This is a genomic window from Bacillus sp. JKS001846, from assembly GCF_900176455.1.
Lineage (GTDB): Bacteria > Bacillota > Bacilli > Bacillales > Bacillaceae_G > Bacillus_A > Bacillus_A cereus.
On the sequence record NZ_FWYG01000001.1, the window covers coordinates 3148358 to 3170843 of the forward strand.

Genomic DNA, 22486 nt, shown 5'->3' on the forward strand with positions numbered 1-22486 from the left:
ATTAGTTTTCGTATCATCTAAAATATAATTTTCATTCGAAATACTAATCAGCTATTAATTGAATTCATTAACTGGAAGAAATATTCCGCTTCATGAGTCTCATTCAGTTTATACCATGAATGAAGTGTATCCGGCGCAAATACATCTAATTTTCTCAATACCTCCATGGCAAATTCTAGAGGAGCTACACCCGATGCGGTAATAAAGTTTTCACTGGATGATACAGGTCCCTCTTTATAAAAATTTTCTCCTTTATAAGTAGGACAAACCATTTTCATATACTCTAAACTATTGCTTGTGTGATTTATAGAATCCAAGTAACCGTAATTTGCAAGACCTATAGTTGCACCGCAAATGGCAGCCACAATTGTACCAAGTTTTAAAGCCTCATCAACTTTTTGCAAAATAGGTTTATGTATTTCTTCACTCCAAGTATTCCCTCCAGGTAAAATTAATAGATCGTTACTCTCAAGGATACATTTATCTAGGGAAATATCCGGCTGTATATTCAAGCCCCCCATTGAAATAACCATTTTTTTATTTATTCCAACTGTGACTACTTTAAAAGGCGCTACATCTTTTTTAAAATATCTCCCTGTATTAAGTTCAGCAATTAAATGTCCGTACTCCCAATCCGACATCGTGTCAAATACATATAGATAGGCTTTTCTTGTTTGCATTCAATAACACTCCATTCATATACTACAGTTTTAATTACAAAAACTGCTCTTTTCAGTTTAACATTTTATTCAATATTTATGGTTTAAAATTCCAAATAAAAGAGCACTTGTTTCCGCAAGTGCTCTTTTTGGGGATTTTGAGATATCCTATTAAAGAAAGTTAAGGTTACTTAAAGTTAATAGGTACTTCTATTATATGCTTGTCCTTTTTATTTGTGCATAATCAATATATAAACATCTTTAATAATTCTTAATAACTTTTAATTATAGTTCTCTCTTACATTTTATCGTTAAAAAATTGGCTTTTTCTCACGAGAAATTATCTTTTTATATTGTACCTATCTAATACTTTTTCTAACATTTCTAAAGTTATTGGTTCTGCTTCTTTTATTAATCGATAACCAATACGCCCATTCGGTTCCGCGGTAACTTGCTGTAAACTCTTTACATCATGGATCCCTTTTTCTCTTAATTGCATATATAGTTGTTGCTCCGACATTTTTGCCTGCATCAAATTCTCTTTTACAATCTCTCCGTTTTCAACAATTATAATGCTACTTCCATTTAGAAATTGTTCCACCTTCTTTGATTTCAATTCAAAGAAATGAATAATAAGTAGTATGCTTGCAAATATGATGGCCGCAAATATAGATGGGACTACTTTTCTACTTAATACAGGTTCTACAATAATACGGCCGATTGATACAACTATAATGATTTCAGCTCTTGTCATTTGGCTGACAGATGCACTACCTGTCATTTTCAAGACAATTATTCCAGTAAAAGTTAATATAATACTTTCCCAAATTATATTCATAATAACCCAATCCTTTAATGGTGTATTTTACTATCATTCCCATTAAAGTTGTGTTTTACTTACCTATTAAGTTGTTAAATCCTTCAGACCATGATGGAAATAAAGGTATCCAACCATACTCTTTACGTGCCTTATTATTGGAAGCTCCTCTTTCCCAACTATTTTTCCCATCTTGAACTTTAGGCTTAGGTGCCCCTATCGCTGCTGCATATATTGGTAACCATTCTTTACTAGTTGCTGGATAATTATCTACAATATTTACGATTCCTGAAGGCCAATTAAGGGCTAGCATAGTAGCTCTTGCAGCATCTTCGACATGTATAAACGAGCTTATCCCGTCTGATGCGATAATCTCATTATTACGAACTTGATTTGCTATTAATCCGTTTTCCGCATACCATGTTCCTGGTCCATATAATGTGCCATAACGAAGTATAACCGATTCAGGTAACTCAGTAACAGCTTCTTCTAATTTTAATATGCCATTAACAGTGACTTGCCGAGGCGAGGAAGCAGTAATATGTAGTGAATCTTTTTCAGTCGCAAATGTATCCCCTGGTTCATACGCCCATGAAATACTTTGAGCGATTATTTTCTGTACCCCTACATTTTTAGCTGCATCGACAAGGTTACGAGTGCCTTTTGTTCTAATTTTTGCATTATCCTCAAAATTCCATGATGACAATGACGTTAATTGATGAATAACTACATCGGGATTTGTTTCTTCTAATACAGAAAATACAGCCTCTCTATTAAATACATCAGCTATTACTGGTATGGCACCAACCTTTTTCATTGCTTCTACTTGCGAAGTATTACGGATCATCGCAAACACCGTGTGCCCATTTTTTATTAACAGTGGTAATAAAGAACGTCCTATTACACCAGTTGCACCTGCTACAAATATTTTCATATATGTTCCTCCTCATTTAGTAATCATAAATGTGACGAAACATTTGTGAGGTATGTGACAATTATTTAATCTGTGTATTCATTTTCATGTAAATGTGAATTAAAATCCCAATATCCCTGGAGGTGACAAGGATTTATGAATATTCATATTTATACACTTACGCAATACAGAGCTACACTATATAGTAATTAAACACTAATAAAACCTATTTTTTTCTCAGAACCTCCTCATTTGTACACTCTTTTTTTATTTTCAATTAACGTTTAAATAAAAAAACGTATAATCCGCATCATTGCCAATTTTCATATATTAAATGCCTACTTCATACAGTAATAAATAATGATAAAAGAAAACAGAGGGTGGTTGTATATGACAATGACGGATATTTATAACTTTATGATTAAACATGGACGTATGCCACACTTCCACGATGAATTTCCGTTAATTTTATTCTGGAGCCAAAAAAGTGGCTGCACTTCACTAGCAAATTGGTTCTTTTATCAAATTGGATTATATGAAGAAGCGATTAATTACGATCCGTTTATTTATAACTACGAGTATGATATATACAAAAATTCTTTTTTTTACTATATACAAGTAGCTACAGAATTAAGGCTTAAACAAAAACACGCGTACAAACTTGTTAGAAACCCTTATAAACGAGCTGTCAGTTCTTTCTTATCACTCCTTTCACCACCCCATATAGAACATCCGGAATGGAGACCTATTCGTCAATTTCTGTACAGGGATGAGAATTGTAATAAGAAAATCTCCTTTAAACTTTATCTATATTATTTAAAATCTTTTGATTCTAATTCAGACATAATAAACCCGCACTATGCTCCACAATATATACAAGATGAAGAACGTTTTGTAACTAATTATATCTACCTAGAAAACTATTCTAAGGAAATCGCGAAACTAGAAGATCAATATGGATTAAAAAAATCTCCTTTAGATTTATTGGAAAAATCATGGCACCATCAGAACGACTATGCTATTTTTAAAGGGGACTACGCAGACGCTAACATAATAGACCCCTTATTTCCACGGCTCCCAACATATGATAGTTTTTATGACGCCGAAACTACTCAATTAGTTGAAGACATATTTAAAACAGATTTTACCATATACAAATACCCCTTTACGCCACTTTAAAATATATAATTTCTTGAATTTATATATTCAGAATATACACGCTAATTAAATGGGATGGAGCACATATAAAAATGTGCTCTTTTATCAAGGATTTATTAAAATCTCATATTACAACCAACATAGTGAATCCGAATATTATATATTTAATGCAGAATCTTAAAGCTTTTCCTTATAATGAGTAAACTAAAAGAATCTCAATCGGTCATTCTAACTAGCCAACCATCAGTCTTAAATACAAACTTATCTCTGCCCTTCTCAATAAGTATATTATTGGGGTAGAGACAATATAAGAGATTACGAATGTGTAATCTCATCCAAATATAATCGATGTCTTTAAAATCAGAAGATGCTCATAATTTCTAATTAAAAAGAAGGAAATTAATATTCAAAATCAGAACACTTAAAAACCAATCTTTTAAATGTAGAAGTTGTAAATACTCCCCCTTTTTTCTTTATTAGAAAAATATAGATAACCTATTCTATTTCACTATTGTTTAACAGCATTATTATTCTGATAACATTTTAAGAAAAGTTGTTGCCGCCCAAATGAAATACGCAAGTTGTGTCACGATATACATCGTAATTTCAAAACCTGTAAGCTTTCTTTCCCTTTTTATTTTCTTTAAATATCTATAAAAACAAAATGAACATAAAATCAGTAAAACAATAGACATTTGATATAGATTTTCCACTAAAAGAACTGCCATTTATTTCATCACCTTTCCAATAAAGTGAAACTTTAATCAGTGGGGGGTTTGTTCATCCTCCACTGATTATCAGCCCTCACCAGTAGGGATTTAACGGGATAAAAAATATATAGTTCAAGCATATCATTTTAACGGAACTAATTACCGCAATTTTCAAATTAAATGAACTTCCTAAGTAAAAGAAGTAACTTTTTGGAAATGTTTCAATACAATATTATGTAATTCAATACGCTCTATATAATATTAGATTAGGTTTTCTTTTACTGTACATGCTTAGGAGGAAGTTTTACATGCAATTGATTCATAACATACAAAAAACGTTTAATAACCTATGTAACTACGATACGGTCAATTTAATACACGCTATTCAATCATTAAATATTTCACTTCATAAAATATCTCCTTTTATTACTTCACCAGTTAATCTTGAATACGGACGGAACGTTATCTATCAGTCTGAATTTGTAGAGATTTTAGTATTAAATTTCCCCAGCAAAGCAAAGACTTTTGTGCACGATCACGGAATATCTGTAGGATGTATACTAATAGTCAATGGTACGCTACAAAATATAACGTACGAAAATAATAGCGAGCGGATTGAAGAGTTTACAGAGGGAAATATTTTCACAGTAAAAAAAGATACTGTGCATAAAATGTATAATGCTACAGATTCGACAGTAATAACTTTCCACGTATATTCCCCCCCATTAAAAGATGTCCAAATATATGAATAGCCTTTAGAAGGAGGAAATATGCAAAATTTGAAAGATTACTATATAAAGAGCTTACAAGATGGTCGTAACGTTTGGCTCTATGGACAAAAAGTAGATGTAACTACAGACAAACATTTTGCAGGAACATTAAGTACCATTTCTAATTTATTTTCATTGTTTGATGATCCAATACGAAGAGATTCTATTGGATATGTTAGCCCAAAAACGAAAGAATTTGTCCATACAGCCTTTTTAATTCCGAATTCCTATAACGAATTATTAATGAGGAGAACCGCTTTTGAAACGTGGAGTTATGCTACAGACGGTGTAATGAGTAGACTATCTGATTACGCAAGATCGAGACTTACCGGCTGGTACGTATCAAAATATTTTTATAAAAAATTCGATGTACAGTTTCCAGATAAAATTACATCTTATTATGAAGAAGCGAGAGATAATCACTTGTTCTTAAGCGTAGTTCAACGTGATCCACAAATAAATCGATCTACAGAATCAATGTTGAATACAAATGACTTAGGATTACTAAGAGTTACGAAGAAAACTTCTGACGGAATTTATTTAAGTGGTGCTAAAATGATCGGTACTGCTTCTCCTTATTCAAATGATTTATTAATCTATCCATTAGCAAAACTGACTGATACTCAAAAAGATTTAGCTCACTTTCTCATTGTGGCAGCCAATTCTCCTGGATTACATATGGTTTGTAGAGAACCATTTGCGAATACACATTCAATTACAGTTGATTCCCCTCTTAGCTCACAGTACGATGAAATGGATGCACTATTAATCTTTGATAATGTATTTGTACCATGGGAACGTGTCTTACTATATAACAACCCTGAAGCGTTATGGGCAATAAAGTCAGATATAGCTTCTAGTAGTTTAGCTTATCACCAAGCAATTGTACGATTAGTAGTAAAGCTAGAATTTATAACTGCAATTGCTTGTGAAATTGCTGAAGCAATCGGTGCTACTACTTATTTGCATGTTCAAGAGAAGCTTGGGGAATTAATTATGCAAATCGAAACAATTCGCGCACTTTTAATTGCTGCAGAAGTTGAAGGTACTACAAATGAAACAAAAACTTATTTGCCGAACTTTAAATATATTGAAACTGCAAGGAATCTTGGTTCCAAATATTATCCCCGTGCAATAGAAATTTTACAATTAATTGGAGCAGGTGGGTTCATTCAACTTCCTTCGAGCTCGAATGACTTCCAGAGTCCGATAGCTGATTTATTGAAAAAATACTTTAATGGAACGAATATAGATGCCGAACAACGTACAAAATTATTTAAGTTAGCCTGGGATATCATCGGAAGCCCATTAGGATCTAGACACGAATTGTACGAAAGATTTTACGCGGGAGATTCAATACGAAATACAGCTACGCAATATGTAAATTATGATAAAAATCATTTTAAAAAGATGCTAAGTAAATATTTACATTAATGAAAAAGAGCACTTTTTGCTAAGAGTGCTCTTAAAAAACATATAGTTATTCAGTTACATATATAGTTGCTCCGGCCACAACTGCTACTTTTCTCCGTAATCGTTTCATTTTATTCAACTTTTATAATTCAGCTTTATAACCTCTGGTATATGCTTCCTATCATATTTCCTCATATAGGCTTCTCCATCTGGAGTAACTAATTGTAAAACAATCTCACAACAAACCTCCTAATTCAAATTATTCCTTTCTAAACTGAAAATCCAACTGTCTTGATTGCTTGATTTCCTCAATTACTTTACGAATACCTTCTTCAATCTTATCTTCTTTTACATTCGAAACATTTAATTTTAATAGTTTTTCTTTAGGAAAATCCCTCATATAATTCTTATCAATAGTATCGACACTTATTTGAATGTCACCTAATTTTTGTATAAGTGTTTCTGTAACTATGTTTTTCTGCATTTCTAAACAAGTGTGTATTCCAAGTGTGTTTTGTCTATTATATGTAAATAATGATGAATTTTTATTTTGCACTTTTTTTAATGTTTCTGCTAGTTTTATTGATCTATTGTAGTAGGAAGAATTAATTTTACTTTTATGACGTTCAAACATACCACTCTTTATATAAATTTCTAAAGCCGCTTGAGAAATCATCGGACTATCAATATCTAGTATTTTTTTGTATGTATAGAAAGCATTTGCAATGGATCGTGGGATGACCGCAACTCCAACCCGTAAACCTGGAAAAATAATCTTCGAATAACTTTTCAAATATATGACATGACTACAATTATCCAAGCTATATAACGGATCTGCTTTTGAATCAGTTTCTAAATCTGCTAAATAATCATCTTCCACTATAAATACATTGTATTTCTTAGCCAATAGTGTGATTTTTTCTTTCTCATCTTTAGAATAAGACGTTCCAAGCGGATGATGATATCTCGGTATCGTATAGAAGAATTTTATTTTTCCGGTTTGAAATATTTGCTCCAATTCATTCAAATCGATACCTTCATTCGTACGTTTAATACCGATTACAGGAACTTTATTTATTTCTAGATAATCAATATATAGATGATATGTTGGTTGTTCAATTAATACAGTTTCATTTCCATTCGGAAATGGTATAGAAGTTAATATAGCAAGTGCCTGCTGAACACCTGACGTTATAAAAATATTTTCTTCTTTTGTAAAGACTTGATAATTTGCTAGTTGTTTTTGAATAACTGGTATTAAAGATGGTAACCCTTTCGGCGTTCCATATACAAACAAATCATTTTTATACGTATCAATAGCCTTATTAATACAATGTTGAAAATCTAAATATGGGAAAACATCTGGATCTGGTGCTGAGGAAGCAAAATCAATTATCTCGTTATTTTCTATGGTACTCCCAGATTTCTTAACAACGTAATATCCACTTTGAGGGACAGAATATATAATATGACGCTTTTCTAATTCATGAAGCGCACGTATAACTGTCGCCTTATTACATTCATATTGCGTAACGAGTGACCGTATAGACGGTAATTTCTTTCCTTCATTTATTTCTCCATTTTGAATCATATTTTCTATGTCGTTTAAAATATGTAAATACTTATACATATTACACCTCCTTCAGCAATTTTCTATTTAATTATATCGATTTTATATTCATATAGCATTCATTCCTCAATTAGTTAATTTTCCGATCATCTATATCGTAAATCCCAATAGCGTATGAATCATTTTCAATCCATTTCTTTACTGCTTCTGTTTTAAGTACCCCTTCAACTTCTTTTTCTATTTTCTGTCCAAGTTCTCTCGCCCCTACTTCATCATCGCTAATCTTAGTTTTTATATCAATGGTAACAGGTTGATTCTTTTTATAATTTATTTGCTGAATCCCAAACCCTTCATATCCATTCTTCCTGAATACGTCATCAAATATCTGTCCAAAAACTAACTCCCATCTATGTTCTGCATTTACAATCTCCTTGTTTCTTTGAGATATATTTACTTTATAGGACATAATACCTTGAATTTGCAATCTTTTATTAATTTCTTTTTTTATTTCGTTAGCATTTTCGCTATCAGCAATTTCTAAATCTACTATTCTTGCTTTTTCATCCCATATAGCAGCACTAAAAAAAGATTCCTCCTTTACCGCTGCTGTAGCAATATCCATCACTATAGAATCTTCACTTTTAGCATCTTCAATCTCATTCTCACAGGCACATAATAAAGCAAATGGAATTAAAAATACAAGTACCTTTGTTCCCTTTCTCATGTAGCACCCCTCCACACATTTTCATTTACGATAAACTTTTTACTTTGACATATAAATACCTTCTATAATTATTAAATTTAACATTATTTCACATTTTCCCCACTTAACAAGGGAATTACAATTAATAAATAGAATATCTCTATGAATAAATAAAAAGTGAGGGATATATAATGCAACGTGTAAATACGATTGATATTAGTAATGTACTACAATTGGAAAAAACTCTTTCGACTTTATTAAATAAGATGATTTCTTCAAAACTAGACCTTGAAAATTGGTTAAAAGAGCAGTCAAAAGTAATTTGGGAAATCGAAGAACAATTAAGATTACATTACATCGCCTTTCAATGTAATACGGATGATGAAGAAATAAAGGATACATTTGAACATGATCAACAATTTGTAAAGCCACTTTTAAAGCGGTACCAAAATTTATTGGATAATAAATATTTAGAGTCACCTTTTCGAATGGAATTAGATTCTAACGTATATGGTTTATTAGATACAAAAATAAAAAATGCTCAAAAGTTATTTTGTGAGGAAAATATTGAATTAGAAATACAGGAAGACAAATTAGTCACAGAGTACTTTGAAATCACTGGAGGATTAAGTGCCATTTGGGACGGAGAAGAAAAAACGATAACAGAATTACAATCCTATTTACAAGATTCGAATCGTGACATCCGTAAAAAGGCAAAAACTATTATTTCTGAACAATTTTTATCTGTTGAAAAAGAACTCCAAAACATATTAAATCAATTAATTGAAATTCGCCATCAAAAAGCAAAAAATATTCAACTAGAGAATTATCGCGATTATATGTTCAAAAAATACGAGCGTTTTGATTATTCAGCGATAGATTGCTATGAACTAGCCGAATCCATACGTAAGTATGTTGTGCCTCTTAAAGATAAAATAATGCTAGAGAAAAAAGAAAAACTGCAAGTAGATACACTTCGCCCTTGGGATGTATCAGCTGTAACTCCAGATCAAAAAGTACTTAAACCTATTGCAAATGAAAATGATTTAATTGAAAAGAGCACTCATATCTTTAATAAACTAGATGTTGAATTTTCAGCACTTTTAAACCGAATGTATAAACACAATTGTCTTGATTTAACAAGCCGCAAAGGAAAAGCAGCTGGTGGCTTTTGTGAGTACTTACCAGCTTCACAATTATCTTATATTTTTATGAACTTAAATTATACACAAGATGATATTATCACTTTTATACATGAAATGGGTCATAGTATTCATAACGAACTCATAAAACCATTAGAATTACGACAGTATATAGAAATTCCAGCTGAAACAGCTGAACTAGCCAGTATGACAATGGAGTTATTCTCGCTTAATTATTGGGATACCTTCTATACAGACAAAAAAGATTTAAAACAAGCAAAAATTAACTTCTTTAAAGATGTTATTTCATATTTACCTATTATGCTTATTGTAGATCAATTTCAACACTGGCTGTATGAAAATCCAATTCATACTTCTGAAGAAAGAAATGAAAAATACTTACAACTTCAAAAACATTATCAATCTAGCGTCATACATATTGATGGCTACGAAAACTGGATAGCAACGAGTTGGTTACCTGTACTCCATATTTTTGAAGTACCATTTTATTATATTGAATACGCGATTGCCCAACTTGGGGCATTACAAATGTATAAACAATATAAAGAGGATCCTAAGCAAACACTAGAAAATTATAAAAAGGCATTATCACTAGGAAGCTCGCAATCTATAAAAGAAGTATATGATGCAGCCGGTATTCGTTTTGATTTCTCTGGTGAAACCATTAAAGAACTAATGCTATTTGTAGAAAAAGAATTAGAATTACTTGAGCAATTATAAGAAGAAAACTACACCTATATTTTAGGTGTAGTTTTCTTCTTCATTTTATTAATCAGTTCTATGTACTGAGTATCACCATATCCGATTGTTGGAAAAAGATAAAACAACTTTGTTAATAATTCTTGATTTGATAAACCTTTATTTTTAGAGATGAATTTCATTACGATATTATCTTCTTTTAGCATTTCTAAATATAAATCTATAGCTTGATACATTACAGGTGGTACTTTATGATAAGTCTTTTTATGGTTTACTAATACTTCATTGTATATAGTAGAATAATCCCCCAATTCAAGTTCAATTTGATTTACTTTAAATTCATCCTCCCTGAAACTATTTAAGTATACTTTCCCTTCATAGCACGACTGCTCAAGGTATGAAAGTAAAGTAAGTAGATTCATTTGGCAAAACATATCTTCACCGAACCATAAAACAATACATTTATACTTTTTCGCAAATAGATTTTCTAACGGATCTATAACTTTTTTTGCATAATTTTCGACTGAACTGTTATGACCTTCTGCTCTTATTTTAATAAACTCTTCATCAAAAACTTGTGCAGTAACGCTATTTACACACATGGCCTCGTTAAATGGGGCATAATCAGACTCACCCATTAGCTCCTCCGTTTTAAATTCTTCATACATCATTTGACCATTCAATATGTTAAGTACATCTTTATCAAATAGCTCACTATTCTTATTACGTAACTGTTCAACCTCTAATTTTCTAGAAATATTCATTTTGAACTCCCCTTCTTTATTTATATTGAGTTTAACAAATGATTGAATAGGCATGTTGTTCGTTGGTATTCTCTTGGATTCATTCCAAAAATATTTTTACATATTCAATTTAGCCGTTCCTATTTATAGTGCGATAGAATATTCATTTGCTGGAAATGGGAATATCATTGACTATGAACATTCTATTACAAAAGCACTATTTGAAGGCTACCAAGAGGAAAATGAACTACCAAAAGAGATGATAGACAAGTTTCCATTATTTATTAAATTAAAGGAGATTTTTGAATATAGCTTAATGCATATGTATTGGGATAAAGAAGAATTAACGGAGGAACAAGTACGGATAATAAATCTTTATAGGTTAAAACTTGAAAATAATTATTCTTTAATAAATATGTAAAGCGAATGTTGTTTAACTACGTAACTATAGTTGAACAACATCCGCTAAAAACTTGACCGATTGGTAATGTTTTACATATCATCTTTTATTAGTTGTGATTCTTTTACGTGCTGTTTCTTAATTAATATGGCTTTATACAAAAACACTATACCTAGTACAGCGAAAATGATACTTACAGGAATGCGGGCAATATGAGGAAGGTAGCGCGGAAGAAAAAATAGACGGACTCTTTCATCCACATCAAATATTTCAAAGACAATCGGCACTATACTTTGGTGCACCAAGAAAAAGATTCCCATAAACACAAGAAGAATAACAACGGCAAGTTTTTTCTTCGGTAATTCCATTTCTTTATTACGAATTTTCTTTTTGTAATTATCACTGTTAATTTTCATCCCACTTTTCATTTCAAATAGCAACTCAGGGCCATTTCTTTCAAGTTTTTTGTAAGCGATACGCCCAAATAGCCATGCTAAAAACACTCCCGTACAAGCCCCAGTCGGTACACCTAACCATTGTATGAATTGTATATGTAATGATGTCCCCAACCATATAACTAGTAACGAAGGTATCGTTGTTACTAGCACCATCAACAGCATGAGCCACGTGGTTATAAACATTTTACTCGCATTCATATCGTCACCAGATATTATCGTTCCTCTTCCACGGCAATGTGGATCAGTAATTGGAATTAAATTAACTACAGAAAATAAGACAATAAGGCCGACTGCCCCACCAAGTAAAGCTGGGACTACTGCAAATACCCATGGATAAACGAAAGTAAGTCCGCTAGAAAAAGTGAAAATTATTGTAGTTAAAATTGCCACAGGACCAATAGCTATCAACCAAGCTAATTGGCGGCCACGCACGTCAATCCTTTCTGCGCCAGGTGTCACCAACGTTAACCATAACGCGCTTCCATCGAAACCATATAAATTACAAGCAAACATACCTGTAAATACAACCATAATTCCCCCCGCCCAAGGCATTAAGTAAGGTATATTAGCAATCGTAACTAAAATCCCATAAAATACACCTATCCATATGCCCATTCGCAGGAAACGGCCTCGTTGTGGATCTCTTCTCCAACTTTTAAGTTCCTTAGTTATAACAGCTCCTATTTTAGTTTCAAAAAAGATTTTAAAAGCCTTTCTATAATGCTTATTAATAATCTTCACTTGAACTTTTTTTGAATCTATCTCTTTACGTCTAGTCAATAATATAGTCCATATAAATAAAAGAAACCCACAAAATATTGTTATTGTACCTAAGAAAATAAAAGCTAATAACCAATTAGATTGACTAGCGTACTCTACAGCAAGTATCGTCCAACTAGATGGAATCATGTAAAATAGCGTAGTATCACTAAATACGATTCTATTGATTACAGGAAGTGCATACCAGCCGACATTTAGAAATGCAATGATGAAACCAATGAACATCGCTCCCATTTCCATACCGACTCTTGATTTCATCACCTCACCCATAATACTAACTATTACTTTGGATAACAATACTACAAAAACTAACTGCAAAATAATTGCTGGAACTGCTACTATAATCGCATATATGCTAATTCTAGCTGCATAAATTAATAATCCTATAAAAGCTAAAAAACTAACCAGTGGTCCTACTCCTATAAAAGTTACACCGAGAAGCATCCTAGCTAGTTTATAAGAATTGAGCGGAAGCAACACAAAATATTCAGGGCGTAATATTTCGTCTCCTCCAGTAAGCATCGGACCTATAATCCATCCTACTGTCCAAATGGCGAATGTTACATATAGAATGCTTTTTGATATATTTTGTTCTGTTGGATAAAAAGAAAAAAGTAGAATAGTTCCAATTGCTAGCAACAAACCAACTAATCCTGTCATAATAAATAGAACTGCCCTGCCACGATTCATTGAATGTTTAAGTATTGATAACTTCATTTGAATTAAAACATTAACCAAGACAATTCCCCTCCTTTAGCGGCGGGTTTACCTACTAATCGAATGAAAATATCCTCTAGTTTTTCTTCACCACAAACATCTTCCATCTTTCCAGATGAAAGTACTCCCCCTTTCGAAATAATTGCAACGTGGTCACAAAGTTGTTCAACTAATGCCATGACGTGACTAGAAAATACTACAGAACCACCTGAACTAACAAATTTCTGTAAAATCTTTTTAATAGTAGTTGCAGAAATGGGATCTACCGCCTCAAACGGTTCATCGAGAACGAGTAATTTTGGCGCATGAAGAAGTGCAAGTGCAAGGCCGAGTTTTTTACGCATACCAGTAGAATAATTAATAACTAAAGTCCCCTCAGTATTATTCAACTCTAATACTGCAAGTAATTCTTCTGCCCGCTGAGCAACTTCATTGGCATCTATTCCTCTTAACAACCCCATATATGTTAATAATTCGCGACCAGTAAGTCTTTCTGGTAAAGCCAATCCATCTGGTAATACTCCAATCAACGTTTTAGCTTGTTTTGGATTACTCCAAACATCAATCCCAAAAACTTTAACGTTTCCGCCATCCGGTCGTAACAAACCAACAGTCATTGATAAAGATGTAGTTTTTCCTGCTCCGTTAGGTCCAACAACTCCATAAAAAGAACCACTTGGAATAGTTAAATCAATACAATTTACTGCAATAAATTCACCGAATCGCTTATGTAATTTCGAAAGTTGTAGCGCAGGAGCGGATTTCTCAAATTCGGTATTCAATGAAATCGATTCATCAGTTTTCATAAAACAGACTCCTTTTTTACTACTATATTCTTTGTAAACAAAATCCAATAATTTTACTCATTTAATTACAATACTGAAGCATTAATTTATTTAGCAATTCATTGTTATTAGCTGACACCTTTTACGTATTCCATAATAATTGCCTGTCTATCGTGTATCTTTGTCACTTCAAATACGTTTGGAACTGGCAGCCCGCATGAATAAGCATATTTTTGTTTTTTTTGCTTCATTCATAGACTCTGTACCTGGAAGATATTCTTTAAATAACTTCACAATCTTATTATCATACAGATAAATTTCCACTGTATTTCCTTTAGCCATTGGCTCACCTAAGTTCAAGTTTCACCCTCCTTAAACCATGTAGTATTCTACACCCCTATTTTAAATTCACTGCAATGTTAGGAAATCCTTCTACTCACATAAATCCTATTATTACAAAAATCTCTGAAATGCTAAAAGAAAAGTACGTATCGAAAACAGCCCTATAATTTTTTAGCATAATTATAGGGCGACTTTAATGATGTTGATAATTTTTTGTTTCGTTTGACTTAAATAATTGTTATTTTTAGTAGAAATTAATATACCAATCGGGATTTTAGAATTAAAGTACTTAATCTTAAAAGATAGTATTTCTTCATTCAAAATTGTACCTTTCGGGATAATTCCTATCGCATTTTCAAAAAGCATTTCTGGAATGAGGTTTAAAGCACTACAATTATAAACTCTTTTAAAAGATAAATTATTTTTCGCTAGGAGAGAACTTACAGATTGATACGAATAACAATTACTTTCTCCTACAATAACTGGATAATCTATAATATCAAATGCTTCAACGGATTCTTTTTGTAACAAAGGATGCTCGGGATTATTCACTATAAATTCAATCTGTTCATCACATATTGGGATGAATTTTACCTTTGATTTATTTTCATTATTTCCGCACACCGCAAAATCAATCTTATTATGTTCTATCATTTCTGATAAAAGTGCTGTATTTCCCACTACAAAATCACAATGTATATATGGTTTTTCAGCATTTAAAAACTCTAATATTATTGGTATTAACCTTTTAGCAACGGATTCTAATAGGCCTATTCTCAAACTCCCTTTTTCTTCATTACTAATACGTTGTGCTTGAGTTATAGAATATTCCCAATGTGTTACTAAGTTTTCTACTTCTTCTGCAAAAAGTTTTCCTTCTTCTGTTAATCTTGCATCCCATCCTCTTTCAAATAACAGAAAACCAATTTCATTTTCCAGCTTTTTTATATGTGTTGTTACTGTTGATTGTGCATAGTTTAATTGTTTAGCAGCTTGTGAAAACGTTCCTTCTTCAATAATTTTTTTAAATGTAAGTAACTCTTTCATTTCCATTTCATACACCACCTTCATCGATTTTATTGATAATTCGTTAATATATTTTCAATTATACAAATGGAAATATTGGAAGTAAAATAAAATCAAAAGGAAAGGAGTCCTCTATTATGCCATTTGTCACTGTTTATCATCCTGAAAAATTATCCGATAATAAGTTATTAAAAAATGTAAGCAATCAAATTCACCATTCGTTAATTGAACATTTCAATATTCCTGAAAATGATTATTTTCAAATGTTTTTACCTTATCCTTCTCATCAACTTTTTTATAATTCATCTTATCTTTTAGAAGGTTCATTAAAACGATCCAATAATATGATTTATATTTCTATTACATGTGGACCTGGGAGAACAATTAATCAAAAAAAAGATTTATATAAAGCTATAGCCACTAGTACAGCTAATACTTTACAAATCTCTACTGCTGATGTTTTCATTACACTACACGAGACACCTATGGAGAATTGGTCATTTGGTCAAGGAATAGCTCAAATGTTAAATCAACATAATAACTAGACTTTAATTTTCCTTAAAACAAAATAAACTTACCGCTTTCTATAACTATATAGAAAGCAGTAAGTTTATTTTGCTAGGAATATTGGAATGAAACTCTGGTGTATACACAATAGAAAATGAATATCCCTGCACAATAAATGACACTTCATTATGTTTACATTCAAATGGCACATTATTTTTCTTAAAGTTAATTTGGATTCGCTGTAAAAATGCGAGATTCGCTGTTCCGAAAGAAACATGAACTTTCGGTGGTAAAGCTTTCATCGCGATTGGAATCCAAGGTCGCTGCCACCAAGTTGCGACGACATAAGCAGTGCCACCAACTACAAAGTTAAAAATATCCCCGTCTTCCATCGTTTTCATATTTAGATTTGATTTCAGCCATTCCCTAAAAATAGGTACACTTTTAACAGGAAGACCAATTTCCCTTACATATAAAATGTTTAAAGGTGACTGCGGTACTAATACATCTTCTTTAACATAACTATGCGCGATAATTTCGAGTAGATTTCCATCTCCGTCTTTAAAGTATAAATTGAATCGACCATCCTCTTCATCAATTGTATGACCATCTTTCCATTTCGCAATGAGTAATCCAGACTCCTCAAGCCATCTTGCTGTTTCATGAAATTTTGAATATGGGATTTCAAAAGCAAAATGTGCAGGTGCAATTGGTTCATACACTTCTTGAAAACTAATTGTTGTATAAGGTGTTACTTCAAATTGAATGAAGGATGCTGTTTCTTTTTTTATTGGAAAAGATAATATGTCCTTATACACTTGTTTTACCCCTTCTATGGAAACCGTTTGTAATTTTATATCTGATATATGTGTAATCACTTTACATTCCCCCTCATTTCTTATTATCTATTCGTATTGTATTACACTTATAAATAGATAAAATCAAACGGAAGAATGGATTTTTTATATAGAAACTACAACTTTAGTATGAATATGTTAGCTTCTTTCATTGCTAGTACAGTAATGTTTCAAAACAATTATGCCCCATATTTCATTTTTTTGATTAACACTTTACTTATTTTTATTTTTTTAAGTTTCCCCTGCATTATTTCCATATAAAAAAGCTGCCTTTCCTTAAACGAAAAGCAGCTTTTACAATAAAATACATTAAGATTTTACAGCAATAATCATAAATCTTTTTGAATTCGTACGAATCCCTTTTTCAGAACTATTTGTTTCAATGAACTTTTGTAAAATAGTAAAATCCTCTTCCTCTTCTCCAAATCTAGGAATAATAGGCGTATGTTTTAATAAGAAAATGAGATCTTCAGGCGTACTGTAATAATCAGTAACATCATATTCACGTACTTGCACGAGTTCAAATCCTGCATTTATAAGTTCACCCATATACTTTTCTTTTAAAGTTCCATCTCTTTCACCTAAGCATTGTCCTCTCCCAAATGTCTCTTTTAGGTTTAATTTATCATGTTCGCTAACTTGTTGCGTTAAGAAAAAAGCACCCTTTTTCATTACTTTTGATAATTCAGTCGCTGCAAATGGTGCATGACAACTTGAAGCGATATCAAAATGCGCATGTGGAAACGTTAAAGCTCCAGAACCCATTTGAAGAAACTCAACATTTTGTACACCTGATTTTTTCAAATTAGAATGTGCCGTTTCAATCATGCCGTTAGAATTATCAATTCCAATTAACAATTTAGCTGATGATGCTATGTTAAGTACATTTTCTCCTCCGCCTGTACCAACATCAAGTAGAATGTCTGATGATTTACATCTTTCTTTCACTTCTCCATAAAAGTCCCATATTTCTCCTACAGTTTCACATTTTATTTTACTAAAATCCCATCCATTTAATCTTCCTACTTTATCATAAAAGCTTTTGTACTCTAATTCATTCACCTTATAACTCCCCTTTGTAAAAACGAATTAAATATGTATAATAACCTACAACACTATTTAATTATATATTATAAAATACAAATTATTAAAACACCATTCCACTTCGTACGACGCTAAGTTTACATAACAATTTTATAGTTCACCTTTATCTATATGTTCTAAATGTCCTCTTCCCCAACTACACATACTATCCAAAACAGTACTGACTGTTTTTCCATGTTCAGTTAAGCTATATTCTACTTTAGGTGGTATTTCTTGATAAATTTCGCGTTTTATTAGTTGATCTTGCTCTAATTCACGTAATTGCTTTGCTAACGTTCCTTGAGATATATCTGGTATTAATTTCTTTAATTCACCAAAACGTTTCGTCCCATCTGTTAGCAAAATAAACAAAATGAGTGGCTTCCATTTCCCACCGATTATTTGTAATGTCGCTATTACCCCTTTTAACTTCGGTTCTTGTAAATCCATTTTTCTCACCTCTCCACTGATATCATAAAGTGAAACTTTAATCAGTGGGGGTTTTATTCATCCCCCACTGATTATTAGTTGAACCAATCGGGCGTTTACGGGCAGTTGATCTCTCACCTAACTTCCTCGCATTTTCCTAACTTTGAGGTGAGAGTTTTACTGCCCGTTAATGCGGGATAAACTATATTTAGCAATTTTTCTTATTACTTATCCGCGTAAATAGCGATTAGTACGAAATTTGCGACTATGTACATACAAAGTGCGTACTTTTCACTTGATCCCTTTTAGCGAATAATAAAAGCATAAGTTATATTCTAAAGTTTTTTATTAAAGGAGTGGCTAAAATATGTCTATTACTACATTAAAAGATAAGCGTATTGTTATCATTGGCGGGAGTTCTGGTATTGGATTAGCAACGGCAACACAAGCAATTAAACAAGGTGCACATGTTATTATTGCAGGGCGTTCGGAAGAAAAATTAAAGATTGCTAAAAAATTAATAAATAGCAATCATCTCCACACTTACGTATTGGATAATCAAAATAAAGAGCAATTACAAAATTTTTTCAAGACAGTTGGGAACTTTGATCATTTATTCACACCCGGAGCCTCTTACACACTTGGACCAATTACCTCTACAGAGGAAATTGCTGAAAGTAGCTTCATCGGAAAGTTTTGGCCTCAATATTATGCCGTAAAATATGCCATCCCTTTTCTTTCAAACTCTGGATCGATCGTGTTAATGTCCGGTGCCTTTAGTCAAAGACCAATTAAAGGTGCGCCTGCTTACGGAGCTTGTAATGGGGCTATTGAAAGCTTAGGGAAAGCTTTAGCTGTTGAATTAGCTCCTATAAGAGTTAATGTTGTTTCTCCTGGAACGATACAAAGAGAGAATGAACAAAACGAAAATAGACTAGCTGCTTATGAATCTTATAAATCTCTTTCTCTTGTAAAAAGGCCTGGCCATAATAATGAAATTGCACATACTGTTCTATATTTAATGCAAAATAGTTTTACTACGGGTAATGTATTATTTCCAGATGGAGGGTACACATATCATTAAATTATTTAAGACAAAAGCCCCTTATTACGGTGGCTTTTGTTGCTAATGTAAACATTGCTGAAATTTCCAAAAAGATGGTTGCGTTTCTTTATTACCAACAGGTTGGTTTTTAGAAGATTCATTAAAGGAATCCATTATAATCCGCTGATTTTGTACATTTGCAAATAAAATTGTGCTAGTAGTTGACGAATCAAATCAAGAAGTAATTTATCTTGATATTTATGGATAAGTTTATAAAGAAAAAAGGCATATAAATAATGCCTTTTTTCTTTATCTTCATTTAACTGGATAACAAACTTCTGTAACCCACTTATTAGGATTAGATTCCATCGCTGGGCTCACATGATAAATATTAAACATCGGGCCTGCTAATTTGTAACCCTCTGTCTCAATCCATTTTGCCGCAGCCTCATTTACAGCTGTCATCTGTTCATAACTTCCATTAACTGTTATAAAAGCTACATTAGTCGATTCCATATTTTTAAATGTAACGTCTTTTGTATTTTCGTGCTTACCTAGAATACTTAGCTGTATTTCTATATCTACATCATTTTCTTTGTATTCACGATCATGGAAAACCGCAATACTATAACTCGGTTGGGAAATACTAATATTTTCCATTTGAATTTCTTGCATTAATACACTCCATAAATCACCTTCGCAATTATACGATGGAATAACCTTTCTAACACTAGCTACAGTTCTTTCTGGAATTTCTTTTATTGAAACATGATAATTCATCTCAACAACATCCTCTCTCATCGTTTTCATTGAGTCTTCGAGGAAACGTAATTGTTTTTGGAGGTTATTCATGTCTTCTTTAATTTGAGCACTACGATTTAAAAATTGCTCTTTTATGGTATCTATATTATCGCATTCTATTATTTCTTTTATGGTATCTATATTATCGCATTCTATTATTTCTTTGATGGTAGCAATATTAAACCCCATAGCTTTTAACGTTTGAATTTGATTTACTTTTTTTAATTGGTCTGCTGAATAAAATCGATATCCACTCTGCTCATCGACTTTTACTGGTTGTAGTAATTCCACTTTATCGTAGTGTCTCAACATTCGTATACTAATGGAAGATAGTTTTGAAAAATCCCCTATTTTAAACATGATTTCCTCCTATAAGTTACATCTACTTTGAAGCTCAACTTTATCTTAAACAATGACATTGTGTGAGAGTCAACTGTTTATAACGTTTGAATTATATTTCTTTATTTACTTTTATATCCTCTTCCTTCTTTAGGTTATAAAAATTCACTAATTGATTCGATCGCGACTAGCAATCAATTGATTTACCTTCATATGAACCTCTATTCTTATTTCTCATTAAAAACATATTTGCAATATAATAATTACATAATGAATATTACCTATTATGCAATTATCCTCTCACTTCATGAATCTTATCCTTGTATATTTCAAACCACTGTTGCCATTCATCTTTAGAAAATTCTTTCTCTTCTCCTTCTAAAACGTAAGAAAAAAGATTTAAACAAATATGCCAACCAGCTAAATCCCTCGGTGTATGATCTGTTAATCCATGAATGTACTCTTTAAGGAATAAAAGGGTACCATTTTCCTCTTTATGTATTTCAAATCGGACACGATCTTTATCCCAAGTAAATTCAAGTACTGAGTTTACTTGACACTCTAAAATATCAATGTTTATGAATGAACCGTTCATCATGTCGAACTTTATTATTCCACCCGTTTTAAGGCTTTCAATCTGTAAATTGGACATCCATTTTTTCAGCTTACTGTTTTCTGTTAATACAGACCAAACTTCTTCTGCCGTATATGGAAATTGGCGTTCAAATTTCACAATATATCCATCATTTAGTTTCCCAATTTCAGCTATCATTTTGATTGCCTCCTTATATAGAATGTATGTTCTCATTTCATTTTACACGAATATAAATATAAAATAAATATTTATGTCAACGAAGTGTTAATTTAAAGTGAATGGTGCTGAGAAAAACTTAAATATTTTCTAAATCGAGTTATATAGTATTGAAAATTAAATATAGATTTACGTACAAATAAAAAAGCCGCATTTGCGACTTATGAAATCATAGGATTAACTCCTTTTTTGTTGAATGATTAGCGCTTAATCGCATCGACAATTAGCGATGGAAAACCAAGTTTATCGCCTTTATTTCTAGAATCATACCTTTTCGAACGGAAAATAACACCGTCGTTTGCATCCCATTCGTTGTAATAAAACTGACCATTTTCATCACAATATTCAAGTAAAACTACCTCGAATCCAGCAGTTTCAAACATTTTCGTTAATGTTTTATAATTATGAACGATTTTATGACTTGCTGCTGGATGATCTTTCGGACCGGGTCCCCCTATTTGAACTATATTTTGATATGCCTCATCCTGAAAGAATGCATCAGGGACTCCGCATCGAATATGACCAGATGCTTTTAAAAATTCATAACAAATTTCAGCTGCTCTTACACCTTCTTCAAAAGTAAGGTGTTCCCATACATGCTCAGCTAAAATAGCTGAAATAGAGTTGTATTCAAATCTTTCTTCCCACGTAGCTTTATCTAGTAAGTTAAGTTCATCTTCTTGTGTTTGAATCCAGCCTGAATTATTATTAAACGCTCCAGCTCCGACAACTACTTTAATTTCGTCTTGTTTTATTGCCACCATGTTCACCTCTTAAACATTTTAATT

23 protein-coding genes and 2 pseudogenes are annotated in these 22486 nt (G+C 32.0%); 7 read left to right on the forward strand and 18 right to left on the reverse strand.

Going from position 1 to position 22486, the window contains the following annotated elements; genetic code table 11:
* Positions 1-47 precede the first annotated feature (47 nt).
* From B9A45_RS17030 to B9A45_RS17040, 3 genes are all read right to left on the reverse strand, one after another.
* Positions 48-680 (reverse strand): type 1 glutamine amidotransferase family protein, encoded by a 633-nt coding sequence (locus B9A45_RS17030; protein ID WP_084064328.1) that lies wholly within the window; start codon positions 678-680, stop codon positions 48-50.
* A 319-nt stretch (positions 681-999) separates the two neighbouring features.
* Complete coding sequence (locus B9A45_RS17035) at positions 1000-1497, reverse strand: DUF421 domain-containing protein (RefSeq protein ID WP_001021697.1); 498 nt, start codon at positions 1495-1497, stop codon at positions 1000-1002.
* 55 nt (positions 1498-1552) lie between these two features.
* The gene (locus B9A45_RS17040) at positions 1553-2410 is read right to left on the reverse strand and encodes an NAD-dependent epimerase/dehydratase family protein (RefSeq protein ID WP_084064331.1); all 858 of its coding nucleotides are present in this window, start codon (positions 2408-2410) and stop codon (positions 1553-1555) included.
* A gap of 369 nt (positions 2411-2779) precedes the next feature.
* Here B9A45_RS17040 and B9A45_RS17045 point away from each other — a divergent pair, with 369 nt between their 5' ends.
* Entirely contained in the window at positions 2780-3568 is a 789-nt protein-coding gene (locus B9A45_RS17045) for a sulfotransferase family 2 domain-containing protein (protein ID WP_084064334.1), read from the forward strand.
* A 506-nt stretch (positions 3569-4074) separates the two neighbouring features.
* On the opposite strand, the gene B9A45_RS17050 is transcribed toward B9A45_RS17045, so the two are convergent.
* Positions 4075-4275 carry a hypothetical protein gene (locus tag B9A45_RS17050; protein ID WP_000279697.1) on the reverse strand — a complete coding sequence of 67 codons (201 nt, stop codon included), beginning with the start codon at positions 4273-4275 and terminating at the stop codon, positions 4075-4077.
* Positions 4276-4565: 290 nt separating this feature from the next.
* Here B9A45_RS17050 and B9A45_RS17055 point away from each other — a divergent pair, with 290 nt between their 5' ends.
* Both B9A45_RS17055 and B9A45_RS17060 read left to right on the forward strand, forming a co-directional pair.
* Positions 4566-5009, forward strand: coding sequence for a cysteine dioxygenase (locus B9A45_RS17055; protein WP_084064337.1), 444 nt, complete (start codon positions 4566-4568; stop codon positions 5007-5009).
* Positions 5010-5027: 18 nt separating this feature from the next.
* Positions 5028-6461 (forward strand): 4-hydroxyphenylacetate 3-hydroxylase family protein, encoded by a 1434-nt coding sequence (locus tag B9A45_RS17060; protein ID WP_084064340.1) that lies wholly within the window; start codon positions 5028-5030, stop codon positions 6459-6461.
* Between the two features lie 114 nt (positions 6462-6575).
* Here B9A45_RS17060 and B9A45_RS32780 read toward each other — a convergent pair.
* The 3 genes and pseudogenes from B9A45_RS32780 to B9A45_RS17070 form a co-directional block, all read right to left on the reverse strand.
* Positions 6576-6686 (reverse strand): annotated as a pseudogene (locus tag B9A45_RS32780) (carboxypeptidase regulatory-like domain-containing protein); the annotation flags it as partial.
* A gap of 13 nt (positions 6687-6699) precedes the next feature.
* Positions 6700-8070: an aminotransferase-like domain-containing protein gene (locus B9A45_RS17065; protein WP_084064343.1), complete on the reverse strand. Its 1371-nt coding sequence runs from the start codon at positions 8068-8070 to the stop codon at positions 6700-6702.
* Positions 8071-8140: 70 nt separating this feature from the next.
* The gene (locus B9A45_RS17070; protein ID WP_058839798.1) at positions 8141-8734 is read right to left on the reverse strand and encodes a DUF4030 domain-containing protein; all 594 of its coding nucleotides are present in this window, start codon (positions 8732-8734) and stop codon (positions 8141-8143) included.
* A gap of 170 nt (positions 8735-8904) precedes the next feature.
* Here B9A45_RS17070 and B9A45_RS17075 point away from each other — a divergent pair, with 170 nt between their 5' ends.
* Positions 8905-10596, forward strand: coding sequence for a M3 family oligoendopeptidase (locus tag B9A45_RS17075; RefSeq protein WP_001190034.1), 1692 nt, complete (start codon positions 8905-8907; stop codon positions 10594-10596).
* A gap of 14 nt (positions 10597-10610) precedes the next feature.
* Here the strand turns inward: B9A45_RS17075 and B9A45_RS17080 are convergent, their stop codons facing one another.
* Positions 10611-11339, reverse strand: a complete 729-nt coding sequence (locus B9A45_RS17080; RefSeq protein WP_002101028.1) for a hypothetical protein — start codon at positions 11337-11339, stop codon at positions 10611-10613.
* A 52-nt stretch (positions 11340-11391) separates the two neighbouring features.
* Between B9A45_RS17080 and B9A45_RS17085 the strand changes: the two genes are divergently transcribed.
* The gene (locus B9A45_RS17085) at positions 11392-11739 is read left to right on the forward strand and encodes a hypothetical protein (RefSeq protein WP_000899730.1); all 348 of its coding nucleotides are present in this window, start codon (positions 11392-11394) and stop codon (positions 11737-11739) included.
* A 71-nt stretch (positions 11740-11810) separates the two neighbouring features.
* Here B9A45_RS17085 and B9A45_RS17090 read toward each other — a convergent pair whose 3' ends face one another.
* The 4 genes and pseudogenes from B9A45_RS17090 to B9A45_RS17105 form a co-directional block, all read right to left on the reverse strand.
* Positions 11811-13694, reverse strand: a complete 1884-nt coding sequence (locus tag B9A45_RS17090) for a hypothetical protein (RefSeq protein WP_058839800.1) — start codon at positions 13692-13694, stop codon at positions 11811-11813.
* Entirely contained in the window at positions 13679-14479 is an 801-nt protein-coding gene (locus B9A45_RS17095; protein WP_084064345.1) for an ABC transporter ATP-binding protein, read from the reverse strand. The genes B9A45_RS17090 and B9A45_RS17095 overlap by 16 nt, the downstream gene beginning before the upstream one ends.
* Before the next feature lie 116 nt (positions 14480-14595).
* Positions 14596-14818, reverse strand: a pseudogene (locus B9A45_RS17100) (aminoglycoside phosphotransferase family protein); the annotation flags it as partial.
* Between the two features lie 162 nt (positions 14819-14980).
* A complete protein-coding gene (locus B9A45_RS17105) occupies positions 14981-15853 on the reverse strand; it encodes a LysR family transcriptional regulator (protein ID WP_000425262.1) in 873 nt (290 codons plus the stop codon).
* Between the two features lie 110 nt (positions 15854-15963).
* Here B9A45_RS17105 and B9A45_RS17110 point away from each other — a divergent pair, with 110 nt between their 5' ends.
* Complete coding sequence (locus tag B9A45_RS17110; protein WP_001117408.1) at positions 15964-16371, forward strand: tautomerase family protein; 408 nt, start codon at positions 15964-15966, stop codon at positions 16369-16371.
* A 45-nt stretch (positions 16372-16416) separates the two neighbouring features.
* On the opposite strand, the gene B9A45_RS17115 is transcribed toward B9A45_RS17110, so the two are convergent.
* The 3 genes from B9A45_RS17115 to B9A45_RS17125 all read right to left on the reverse strand — a co-directional run bounded on the left by B9A45_RS17115 (position 16417) and on the right by B9A45_RS17125 (position 18723).
* Positions 16417-17211, reverse strand: a complete 795-nt coding sequence (locus B9A45_RS17115) for a VOC family protein (protein WP_084064347.1) — start codon at positions 17209-17211, stop codon at positions 16417-16419.
* A gap of 288 nt (positions 17212-17499) precedes the next feature.
* Positions 17500-18252: a class I SAM-dependent methyltransferase gene (locus B9A45_RS17120; RefSeq protein ID WP_001003881.1), complete on the reverse strand. Its 753-nt coding sequence runs from the start codon at positions 18250-18252 to the stop codon at positions 17500-17502.
* Between the two features lie 132 nt (positions 18253-18384).
* On the reverse strand, positions 18385-18723 hold the full coding sequence (locus B9A45_RS17125) for a winged helix-turn-helix transcriptional regulator (RefSeq protein WP_016110039.1): 339 nt from the start codon (positions 18721-18723) through the stop codon (positions 18385-18387).
* Between the two features lie 346 nt (positions 18724-19069).
* Between B9A45_RS17125 and B9A45_RS17130 the strand changes: the two genes are divergently transcribed.
* Entirely contained in the window at positions 19070-19786 is a 717-nt protein-coding gene (locus B9A45_RS17130) for an SDR family oxidoreductase (RefSeq protein ID WP_053512864.1), read from the forward strand.
* Between the two features lie 276 nt (positions 19787-20062).
* Here the strand turns inward: B9A45_RS17130 and B9A45_RS17135 are convergent, their stop codons facing one another.
* The 3 genes from B9A45_RS17135 to B9A45_RS17145 form a co-directional block, all read right to left on the reverse strand.
* On the reverse strand, positions 20063-20908 hold the full coding sequence (locus B9A45_RS17135; protein ID WP_084064350.1) for a MerR family transcriptional regulator: 846 nt from the start codon (positions 20906-20908) through the stop codon (positions 20063-20065).
* 271 nt (positions 20909-21179) lie between these two features.
* Positions 21180-21659, reverse strand: coding sequence for an SRPBCC family protein (locus B9A45_RS17140; protein WP_084064353.1), 480 nt, complete (start codon positions 21657-21659; stop codon positions 21180-21182).
* Between the two features lie 239 nt (positions 21660-21898).
* The gene (locus B9A45_RS17145; RefSeq protein ID WP_118414700.1) at positions 21899-22462 is read right to left on the reverse strand and encodes a class I SAM-dependent methyltransferase; all 564 of its coding nucleotides are present in this window, start codon (positions 22460-22462) and stop codon (positions 21899-21901) included.
* Positions 22463-22486 lie beyond the last annotated feature (24 nt).

Bases quoted from the DNA above. Each gene is read 5' to 3' on its own strand.
- B9A45_RS17075 (WP_001190034.1), top strand. From the start codon at position 8,905: ATGCAACGTGTAAATACGATTGATATTAGTAATGTACTACAATTGGAA.
- B9A45_RS17130 (WP_053512864.1), top strand. From the start codon at position 19,070: ATGTCTATTACTACATTAAAAGATAAGCGTATTGTTATCATTGGCGGG.
- B9A45_RS17055 (WP_084064337.1), top strand. From the start codon at position 4,566: ATGCAATTGATTCATAACATACAAAAAACGTTTAATAACCTATGTAAC.
- B9A45_RS17065 (WP_084064343.1), bottom strand. From the start codon at position 8,070: ATGTATAAGTATTTACATATTTTAAACGACATAGAAAATATGATTCAA.
- B9A45_RS17140 (WP_084064353.1), bottom strand. From the start codon at position 21,659: ATGATAGCTGAAATTGGGAAACTAAATGATGGATATATTGTGAAATTT.
- B9A45_RS17030 (WP_084064328.1), bottom strand. From the start codon at position 680: ATGCAAACAAGAAAAGCCTATCTATATGTATTTGACACGATGTCGGAT.
- B9A45_RS17105 (WP_000425262.1), bottom strand. From the start codon at position 15,853: ATGGAAATGAAAGAGTTACTTACATTTAAAAAAATTATTGAAGAAGGA.
- B9A45_RS17035 (WP_001021697.1), bottom strand. From the start codon at position 1,497: ATGAATATAATTTGGGAAAGTATTATATTAACTTTTACTGGAATAATT.
- B9A45_RS17040 (WP_084064331.1), bottom strand. From the start codon at position 2,410: ATGAAAATATTTGTAGCAGGTGCAACTGGTGTAATAGGACGTTCTTTA.
- B9A45_RS17050 (WP_000279697.1), bottom strand. From the start codon at position 4,275: ATGGCAGTTCTTTTAGTGGAAAATCTATATCAAATGTCTATTGTTTTA.
- B9A45_RS17095 (WP_084064345.1), bottom strand. From the start codon at position 14,479: ATGAAAACTGATGAATCGATTTCATTGAATACCGAATTTGAGAAATCC.
- B9A45_RS17070 (WP_058839798.1), bottom strand. From the start codon at position 8,734: ATGAGAAAGGGAACAAAGGTACTTGTATTTTTAATTCCATTTGCTTTA.
- B9A45_RS17085 (WP_000899730.1), top strand. From the start codon at position 11,392: ATGTTGTTCGTTGGTATTCTCTTGGATTCATTCCAAAAATATTTTTAC.
- B9A45_RS17125 (WP_016110039.1), bottom strand. From the start codon at position 18,723: ATGGATTTACAAGAACCGAAGTTAAAAGGGGTAATAGCGACATTACAA.
- B9A45_RS17110 (WP_001117408.1), top strand. From the start codon at position 15,964: ATGCCATTTGTCACTGTTTATCATCCTGAAAAATTATCCGATAATAAG.
- B9A45_RS17045 (WP_084064334.1), top strand. From the start codon at position 2,780: ATGACAATGACGGATATTTATAACTTTATGATTAAACATGGACGTATG.
- B9A45_RS17145 (WP_118414700.1), bottom strand. From the start codon at position 22,462: ATGGTGGCAATAAAACAAGACGAAATTAAAGTAGTTGTCGGAGCTGGA.
- B9A45_RS17135 (WP_084064350.1), bottom strand. From the start codon at position 20,908: ATGTTTAAAATAGGGGATTTTTCAAAACTATCTTCCATTAGTATACGA.
- B9A45_RS17060 (WP_084064340.1), top strand. From the start codon at position 5,028: ATGCAAAATTTGAAAGATTACTATATAAAGAGCTTACAAGATGGTCGT.
- B9A45_RS17080 (WP_002101028.1), bottom strand. From the start codon at position 11,339: ATGAATATTTCTAGAAAATTAGAGGTTGAACAGTTACGTAATAAGAAT.